The sequence below is a fragment of the Bacteroidota bacterium genome (genome assembly GCA_034723125.1).
Lineage (GTDB): Bacteria > Bacteroidota > Bacteroidia > CAILMK01 > JAAYUY01 > JAYEOP01.
In genome coordinates this window covers 1-7,836 of record JAYEOP010000254.1, presented here as the reverse complement: position 1 = coordinate 7,836, position 7,836 = coordinate 1, and the positions used below count along the sequence as shown (strand labels likewise).

9 protein-coding genes are annotated in these 7,836 nt (G+C 28.8%); 1 reads left to right on the top strand and 8 read right to left on the bottom strand.

Going from position 1 to position 7,836, the window contains the following annotated elements; genetic code table 11:
• Positions 1-107: 107 nt before the first annotated feature.
• Complete coding sequence (locus U9R42_07000) at positions 108-1,070, top strand: L-threonylcarbamoyladenylate synthase (GenBank protein ID MEA3495767.1); 963 nt, start codon at positions 108-110, stop codon at positions 1,068-1,070.
• 6 nt (positions 1,071-1,076) lie between these two features.
• Here U9R42_07000 and lepB read toward each other — a convergent pair whose 3' ends face one another.
• The 8 genes from lepB to U9R42_06960 form a co-directional block, all read right to left on the bottom strand.
• Positions 1,077-2,492, bottom strand: coding sequence for a signal peptidase I (gene lepB, locus U9R42_06995; GenBank protein ID MEA3495766.1), 1,416 nt, complete (start codon positions 2,490-2,492; stop codon positions 1,077-1,079).
• Between the two features lie 10 nt (positions 2,493-2,502).
• The gene (gene dapB, locus U9R42_06990; protein ID MEA3495765.1) at positions 2,503-3,243 is read right to left on the bottom strand and encodes a 4-hydroxy-tetrahydrodipicolinate reductase; all 741 of its coding nucleotides are present in this window, start codon (positions 3,241-3,243) and stop codon (positions 2,503-2,505) included.
• 29 nt (positions 3,244-3,272) lie between these two features.
• Positions 3,273-3,872, bottom strand: a complete 600-nt coding sequence (locus U9R42_06985; protein ID MEA3495764.1) for a DUF5683 domain-containing protein — start codon at positions 3,870-3,872, stop codon at positions 3,273-3,275.
• Between the two features lies 1 nt (position 3,873).
• The gene (locus U9R42_06980; GenBank protein ID MEA3495763.1) at positions 3,874-4,755 is read right to left on the bottom strand and encodes a ParB/RepB/Spo0J family partition protein; all 882 of its coding nucleotides are present in this window, start codon (positions 4,753-4,755) and stop codon (positions 3,874-3,876) included.
• Positions 4,756-4,773: 18 nt separating this feature from the next.
• Positions 4,774-5,553: an AAA family ATPase gene (locus tag U9R42_06975; protein ID MEA3495762.1), complete on the bottom strand. Its 780-nt coding sequence runs from the start codon at positions 5,551-5,553 to the stop codon at positions 4,774-4,776.
• Positions 5,554-5,930: 377 nt separating this feature from the next.
• Positions 5,931-6,377: a hypothetical protein gene (locus U9R42_06970; GenBank protein ID MEA3495761.1), complete on the bottom strand. Its 447-nt coding sequence runs from the start codon at positions 6,375-6,377 to the stop codon at positions 5,931-5,933.
• A 125-nt stretch (positions 6,378-6,502) separates the two neighbouring features.
• Complete coding sequence (locus U9R42_06965; GenBank protein ID MEA3495760.1) at positions 6,503-7,513, bottom strand: Gfo/Idh/MocA family oxidoreductase; 1,011 nt, start codon at positions 7,511-7,513, stop codon at positions 6,503-6,505.
• Between the two features lie 21 nt (positions 7,514-7,534).
• On the bottom strand, positions 7,535-7,836 hold a 302-nt coding region (locus U9R42_06960; GenBank protein ID MEA3495759.1), incomplete at its 5' end, for a DUF5668 domain-containing protein.

Genomic DNA, 7,836 nt, shown 5'->3' with positions numbered 1-7,836 from the left:
TCTGTGGCTTTAATATTTTTCCACCCACACAAATCAAGATAGAACCAAAATTATTCACAAATTTCATTCTTATAGTGAGTAATATAAATTTTATCTTTGTACTATATATGAAAACGATAATATCAACAGATATTGAACAAGCAAAGTATTTTCTTGATAAAGGAGAAGTTGTTGCAATTCCTACCGAAACGGTTTATGGCTTAGCAGGTAATGCACTTTCTGATTCTACATTGCTAAAAATTTATAAAACAAAAAATCGCCCAAGTTTTGATCCTTTAATTGTTCACTTTGATTCTATTTATAAAACTGAAAAATTTGTTCAATCAATACCTGAAATTATAAAAAAGCTTGCTGAGAGATTTTCACCTGGTCCATTGACTTATTTATTGAATAAAAGAAAAATTATTTCTGACATTGTTACTTCAGGATTACCCAAGGTAGCAATTCGTTTTCCTAATCATCCTCTTACAATAAAGTTACTCAGCACTCTTGACTTTCCTGTTGCTGCACCAAGTGCAAATCTTTTTGGTAAAGTCAGCCCTACTTCTCCACAGCACGTTTATGAACAGTTAAATGGAAAAATTCCTTTTATTTTGGATGGAGGAAAATGTAATGTTGGAATTGAATCAACTATTGTTAGCTGGGAAAAAGATAACTTAATAATTCATAGGCTTGGAGGTGTTTCTGTTGAAGATATTATAACTCTTTACCCAAAAATAAAAATTATATCAAATAAAAATCAAGAACCTGATTCTCCCGGTCAATTAAAAAGCCATTACGCTACAAAAACACCCCTATTTTTTGATAATGTTGAAGAAATATTACTTAAGAGAAAAAGTAAAAATATCGGGCTAATAGCTTTTAACAAAAAGCATACTGCAATTAAATCAGAAAATCAATGTATTCTTTCCCCAGAAGGAAGTCTTGACGAAGCGGCAAAAAAACTATTTCATTCTATGCATGAATTAGATGAAAGAGGATTTGATTTTATTATTGCAGAAAAATTCCCTGATAATGGCTTAGGAAGAGCAATAAACGATAGACTTAAAAAAGCTTCAGTAAATTTTTAAAAAAGATTAATGAATTCCGTTAAAAATTCTATCCCACCTTATTTTATTAATACCTTTACCATCTTTGTCCCAAGACATCCACAAGAATAATGCTTTACCAACAACATGATCTTCTGATACAAAGCCCCAGAATCTTGAATCAAGAGAATTATGCCTGTTATCACCCATTAACCAGTAATAATTCATTTTAAAAGTATAATAGTCAATAGGCTCATTTTCAAGAAATACCTGTGCGTTTTTCATTTCAAGGCTTGGATTATTTTCATAAATCATGATTGCCCTTCTATAAATATGAAAATTTGCTTCGTTCATTTCAATTTTATCACCTTTCTTAGGAATATAAATTGGTCCGAAATTGTCCATATTCCATCTAAGTTCCTCATAAAAAGGAAAAACTCTTGAATCAAAGTTATTAGCAGATTCAATTATAGGTTCAACTTTTGTAACAGAAGCTAAATTTTTAATTTCTTCAGCATTTTCGTTGGTCATAAACATTACATAAGATCCTAATTCTCCCATTAACTGCTGATAATCAGAAATTCCAATGCTGTGTAATAATCCTGGTCTAAATCCTTGTCCGTTAGTTTTTACAAAATAGCGGTATTGTCCTTTATCCGGTAACTTTTCATGTTTTCCGTTTATTAGTATTTTTCTGTCAACAATTTCTAATGTATCTCCAGCAATAGCCAGACATCTTTTGATATAATTTTCTTTTTTATCAACAGGTCTGAAATCCTCCATTGGATAGTTAAAAACTACTACATCATTGTTTTCTATTTTTTCAAATCCCGGCAAACGATGATATCCAACTTTTATCCATTCAAGATATGATTTGGTTTTTATAATTGGCATAGTGTGATGTGCAAAGGGAAAAGCAAGTGGAGTATTTGGAATTCTTGGTCCGTAATTTAATTTGCTTACAAACAGAAAATCACCAACAAGTAATGACCTTTCCATTGAAGAAGTAGGAATAGTGTAAGCTTCAATCATAAACCACCTGATAATAGTTGCCGCAATTGCAGCAAATACCAAGGCATCTGTCCATTCTTTAGATTTTGATTTTTTACGATTTTTTCTGTATTCTTCACTTCCTGATGGACCAACATATTTGAAATTATCTTTAACTCCAACATAAAGAAGATAAGCAGGGGCTAAAAGCATTCCTATTGTTAATGTCTTAAAGTCATACTTCCCAAATGACTTGATAAGTTGTACAAAAAGAATAAGTAACATAAAAATATTAACACCGGGAATTAAAAATATAATTAACCACCACCATGGTCTGTTTACTATTTTTAATGCGATAAAAATATTGTAAAAAGGAATAACTGCCTTCCATCCTTTTTCATTTGCTTTATTAAAAATTAACCAAAAACTAACAATTGTTAAGATTCCATAAAGAGTCCAAATATAATTTGCCATTTTTTATTTTTTATTGTTTTCCAAGAACATCTTTCATTGTAAATATACCTTGTTTTCCAAGAATCCAAGCTGATGCAACTAATGTACCAGCAGCAAAACCATCTCTTGAAAATGCTTGATGTTTTATACTAATTTTATCAATTTCAGATTCATAAGTAACTTCATGTTTTCCTACAATATTTTCTACTCTGTCATAAAATATTGGTAAAGAATCCTTTTTATCCTGAATTTCTTCACCCTCTTTCAGCTTGTACCATGATTTTAAAAATGAATTATTTGATATAATTTTTTCTCCAATTGTAACAGCTGTACCACTTGGAGAATCTTTTTTCATAGTATGATGAGTTTCGTGTACTGATATTTTTTCGTATGTATTTTCGTCTTTAATAAAATCAGAAATATAATCGATAATTCCAAATAAGAGGTTCACTCCTATGCTAAAATTTGATGCGTATAATAATGTAGCATTCAATCTATCGCATTGCTGTTTGATGTAATTAAATTCATTGTGCCAGCCTGTTGTTCCCACAACAATAGGAATATTGTTTTCAAAACATGTTATAATATTATTTACAACACTATCGGGTGTTGTATAATCAATTACAACATCTGCTTCCGATAAATCGTTTTTATTTAACTCATTAAATTCTGAATAAGGGTCATAAATGCTAATTATTTCATGCCCTTCTTTTTGTGCAACAGATTCTATCAACTTGCCCATTTTTCCGTAACCAAATAATATTATTTTCATGAGTAAATGTTTATTCGTTTATTCTTACATTAAAATTTCAATTCAATTCCTGATAAAAAATAATTTCTGCCTTCAAAATTAAAATATTCAAATTGTTTAACACTAATAGTCAAATCATCTGAAATATCAAAATCTAACAAATGTGCACTAATGTATGCATCTAGTAAATTTAACACATAAACACCTGCTGTTGCAAGTATTGTAACTTCAAGATTTCTATGATAAAAATCTCTAATTATTTTAAGTTGTGCTTCATTATATTTTTCTGAATTTGATGATGATAGCGGGTCATGAATATCAATTGTTTGTGGATTACCATCGGTTCGCAAAATATAGGAATTTTTGTAATCTTTATAATTCGTTGTATTATAATCAATAAAATAAATACATGCACCCAAACCAAGATATATTACTGGTGCTTTCCAAATTTGTTTATTAGTGATTTGTCCCCATCCTGGAATAATTGCCGATCTAAGCATTACTTTTTTTGGTAAAGGTTTTTGCTTTGATTGCTCTTTTATAATTGAATCCCTGACAAAACTATGAGTATATTGTGCTTTGCCTTGTATTGGATAAACTAGCAAAATAAAAATCAATAATAAAAATATGTAATTAATTGACTTTAACACTTCATGTTTTATTTAAAAGTGAAGCTATTATTTCAAATTCTTTTTTGTTTTTAAAATGAATTAAAATATCTCCTTTTACACCTTGTTTTGATTTTATTCTAACTTTTGTATCAAACTTTTTTGACAAATCATTTTCAATTTCAATAAATCTTTCAAATTTTTTAACAGTAGTTTTTTTCTTAATTGGTCTTTTTGATGTTTTTTTTCCTTTTACCATTTCTTCAACCTCACGGACTGAAAGCTTTTCAAGAAGAATTATTTTAAGAATTTCTAACTGACGATTTTTATCATCAATGGTAATAAGACTTCTAGCATGACCTACTGTGATTTTTTTTGTTTGAAGAGCTATTTGTATTTCATCCGGAAGTTTTAGTAATCTTAAAAAATTATTTATTGTTGATCTGTTTTTTCCAATTCTACTAGCCAAATCTTCTTGTTTCAAATTACATTCATCAACCAATCGTTTGTAAGAAATACCAATTTCTATTGGATTAAGATCTTCTCTGTGGATATTTTCAATCAAAGACATTTCAAGCATTTGCTGATCATCAGCTACTCTAACGTAAACTGGTATATTTTTTAATCCTGCACGAATAGAAGCCCTAGTTCGTCTTTCTCCTGAAATAAGTTGATATTTTCCATAACCTATTTTACGTACTGTAACAGGCTGTATTATTCCATGAATTTTTATTGATTCTACAAGTTCATCAAGTTTTTCTTCCTCAAATTTCTCACGAGGTTGAAAGGGGTTTGCTTCAATATCATTAATTGCAATTTCGGAAATATTTTTTAAAGGCACTGTATTTCTTCCTGTTATATCAGTGCTAGAATCAGTAAGTAAGGCATTTAATCCTTTACCAAGTGCTTGTCGTTTTGCTGCCATTTTTATAATAAAATATTTTTATTTCTCAACTTTATAATCATTTTTTAAAAGAATTTCTTTTGCTAGGTTAAGGTAATTTACAGCTCCTTTACCATTTGCATCATGAAGTAGTACAGGTACTCCAAATCCCGGAGCTTCGCTTAAGCGTATATTTCTATGTATAATAGTATCAAATACAAGTTGCTGAAAGTGAGCTCTTACATCTTCAACTACCTGATTTGACAAACGTAATCTAATATCATACATAGTTAGTAAAATACCTTCTATTTCAAGATTAGTATTAAGATTATTCTGAACAATTTTAATTGTATTTAAAAGTTTACCTAATCCTTCAAGAGCAAAATACTCACATTGAACTGGAACAATTACCGAATCTGAAGCTGTTAAAGCATTAATTGTAATAATTCCTAATGACGGAGAACAATCAATAATAATAAAATCATAATCATCTCTCATTTTATCAATTATTTTAATCATTTTTTTCTCTCTATTCTCCATCCCAATTAATTCAATTTCTGCTCCAACTAAATTAATGTGAGAAGGGATAATATCAAGGTATTTAATATCTGTTGTTATTATTGTTTTTTTAGGTTCAATTTCATTTATTATACAGTCATAAATGCTAGGTTTTTCACTTTTTGAGTCTATACCTATTCCTGATGTAGTATTAGCCTGAGGATCTGCATCAATCAATAGAGTTTTATATTCCAAAGCAGCAAGGCTTGCCGCCAAATTAATTGCTGTCGTAGTTTTGCCAACTCCACCTTTTTGATTTGCAAGTGATATTATTTTTGCCATATTATGTTATTGAAAATATTTACTGTTCTTGTTATTCAAATTTCAAAAATTTTACAAAGATAAAATCTTAATTTAAACTAAGAGATTTTATTTATCAAGATATAAATATTTATAATTTCACATAAATTCCAATCATAAAACATTTATTTCCAATATTATGCAAGTTTGTTTATTTATATTAGAATAAGTTATCAACGAATACAATTTATGAAATGTTTATTTAGTGTCTCTTAGAAAACTCTACAAAATTAAAAATAGATAGTTTTCTAAGAGGCACTATTTATGGAATTATTAGAAGTTCCCTTAATTGATTTTAAATTTGTTAAGTGTTTTAGTTTGCACAGCATTTCTTTTCCATTTCGCCATTTCTCTTGTCTTTATGCCTCTATATCTTTTGTTTCTCTCTCATCGAATAGTCCATCAGCAGAACTTGATTTTTTTGGTCTTTCAAATCTTTTGCTTGAAGTAAGAAAATAAATTACAATTGACAATAATAATAGCCTTGATGCAAACAATTCATCAAATTTATGAAAAACTATAAGGGCAGCAATTAAGTGTGAAATAATTGCAAAAAACATTATAAAAGCGGCTATTCTTGTAAGATTTGAGTTTTGACCAAAACCACCTATTAGTAGTAATAATGCACTAAAAACATATACAATTGCTAAAAAGAAATATTCACTTGTAAGACTTGGTTCTAAAAAACGAGGTCCATAATAAACTAAAACATAAACAAAAACAAATATTCTCATTATCCATTTAGCAACAGGATACAAGCTTGTTAATGACCTCAGGTCTTTCATGAAATTTTTTGCTAAACCCATAATTATTTTTTTTAATTGTAATTTAATTGTTGTTTTTTTAGTAATAATGCTCTCAAACAACTAATTTTCATATATTATTTTTATCAAAGGTAATACAATTAACTCATTACTCCAAAAAAAACTTTTCATTCTACTACATTACTTTTTTTAAAAGAAGCTGTAATTTCTTCCAAAATCATGGAGGTTCTTAATCCAGAAATAGCATTATCATTTAAGTCAATTTTTCCTGTAAGCATATTTACAATATCTTGAACCATATTTTGCTGAATATGTTTTGGTCGCTTGTAGTAATATTTTTCCTTCCCTTTATCTGTAGTTAAAATAATCGGGTTAAAACTAAAGAAGGAAAATTCTATCTTTCCTTTTGTTCCAATTATTTTCATAAAATCTACATTAACTGATGCAACAGAGCCAAAATTCCAGTTTGCAGTACCTATAATGTCATTTTCAAATTCAAAAAATGCACTAACAGTATCTTCTGCTTCATATAGTTTTGAATTATTTACAGCTTTTCCTTTAACAGTTTTTGCCTTACCGAATAAAAAGTCAAGAATATCTATCTGATGCGAACCTAAGTCATAAAAATATCCACCTCCTGAAATTTCAGGAATAACACGCCATGGTTTTTTATTTAAATACTTTTCTGTTTTTAGTGGTTTTGTTAAATTCAAATGAAATTGTGTTATTTTTCCTAAAACTCCGCTTTCAAGTAATTCTTTTACTTTAATAAAGTACTCAAGTAATCTGCGGTAATAAGCTACAAAGAGTGCTACATTTTGTTCGCGTGAAACCCTTATCATTTCCTTTGCTTGCAAATAATTTAAAGCCATAGGTTTTTCAACATAAACAGCTTTTCCTACTTTCATTGCTTTTATCGCATACTCTGCATGTGAAGAAGGTGGTGTTGCAATGTAAATTGCATTTATCTCATTATCATTAATCAATGAATCCGCATCACTGTAGTATTTTTTAACATTATGGCGTTTTGCATAATCTTTAGCTTTTATTACATCTCTACGCATCACAGCAATTAGCTCCGAATTATCTGATTTGTAAAATGCAGGTCCGCTTTTTACTTCAGTAACATCTCCACAGCCAATTATCCCCCATTTAACTTTATCATATTTTAAAAACATGCAATGTGTTTTAGGATAAATCTAACAGGAAAAACCATTTATATAAATGTGAGAATCACCTAATCCATAAATAGTTATTAATAAAACAGCAATAAGCAAAATTATGAATGAAATTATCAATTTCCACACATCCTTAATTGGCAGAACAGAGATTCCAATAAAAACAAGTATTAAAGGCCATAATTTCCAAACATACCACCATGATAAGTCAATAACTCCTATGTTTCTTAAAATAAAAAGAACACCAATTATGATGATAATAAATCCCCCAAAAATATTTTTGTATCGCATAAATAATCCTTTATTTGTTAGAATCTTCCTTA

Coding starts and splice junctions, on each gene's coding strand:
- U9R42_06970 (MEA3495761.1), bottom strand. CDS start 6,377: ATGGGTTTAGCAAAAAATTTCATGAAAGACCTGAGGTCATTAACAAGC.
- U9R42_06965 (MEA3495760.1), bottom strand. CDS start 7,513: ATGTTTTTAAAATATGATAAAGTTAAATGGGGGATAATTGGCTGTGGA.
- U9R42_06980 (MEA3495763.1), bottom strand. CDS start 4,755: ATGGCAGCAAAACGACAAGCACTTGGTAAAGGATTAAATGCCTTACTT.
- dapB (MEA3495765.1), bottom strand. CDS start 3,243: ATGAAAATAATATTATTTGGTTACGGAAAAATGGGCAAGTTGATAGAA.
- U9R42_06975 (MEA3495762.1), bottom strand. CDS start 5,553: ATGGCAAAAATAATATCACTTGCAAATCAAAAAGGTGGAGTTGGCAAA.
- lepB (MEA3495766.1), bottom strand. CDS start 2,492: ATGGCAAATTATATTTGGACTCTTTATGGAATCTTAACAATTGTTAGT.
- U9R42_07000 (MEA3495767.1), top strand. CDS start 108: ATGAAAACGATAATATCAACAGATATTGAACAAGCAAAGTATTTTCTT.